The organism is Enterorhabdus sp. P55 (genome assembly GCF_009911695.1).
Lineage (GTDB): Bacteria > Actinomycetota > Coriobacteriia > Coriobacteriales > Eggerthellaceae > Enterorhabdus.
Map to the genome: position 1 here is coordinate 1 of NZ_QWKK01000300.1, position 565 is coordinate 565.

Below are 565 nucleotides of genomic sequence, written 5' to 3' on the forward strand. Positions count from 1 at the left end.
CTCCCCGGCGCTGAAGAAGGCGGACATTGGGGTGGCGATGGGCATCGCGGGCTCCGATGTGTCCAAACAGGCGGCCGATATGATCCTATTGGACGACAACTTCGCCTCCATCGTCACCGGCGTGGAGGAAGGTCGGCTGATCTTCGACAACCTGAAGAAGTCCATCGCGTACACTCTGACGAGCAACATCCCCGAGATCACCCCCTTCCTGCTCTTCATCATGGCCAACATCCCGCTGCCCCTCGGCACCATCACCATCCTCTGCATCGACCTGGGCACCGACATGGTCCCGGCCATCTCTCTGGCCTACGAAGCAGCCGAGAGTGACATCATGAAGCGGCAGCCGCGCAATCCCCGCTCCGACAAACTCGTTAACGAGCGCCTCATTAGCATGGCCTACGGACAGATCGGGATGATCCAGGCGCTGGGCGGCTTCTTCTCGTACTTCGTGATCCTGGCGGAGAACGGCTTCCTGCCCTCCTGCCTCGTGGGGATCCGCCTCAGCTGGGACGACCGCACCATCAACGACCTCGAGGACTCCTACGGGCAGCAGTGGACGTACGAG

Annotated in this window: 1 protein-coding gene; it reads left to right on the forward strand. The window is 61.6% G+C overall.

Annotated features, from left to right (window positions below):
* Window positions 1-37: 37 nt before the first annotated feature.
* The coding region (locus tag D1643_RS11390; RefSeq protein ID WP_236643587.1) for a cation transporting ATPase C-terminal domain-containing protein at window positions 38-565 on the forward strand (528 nt) is incomplete at its 3' end.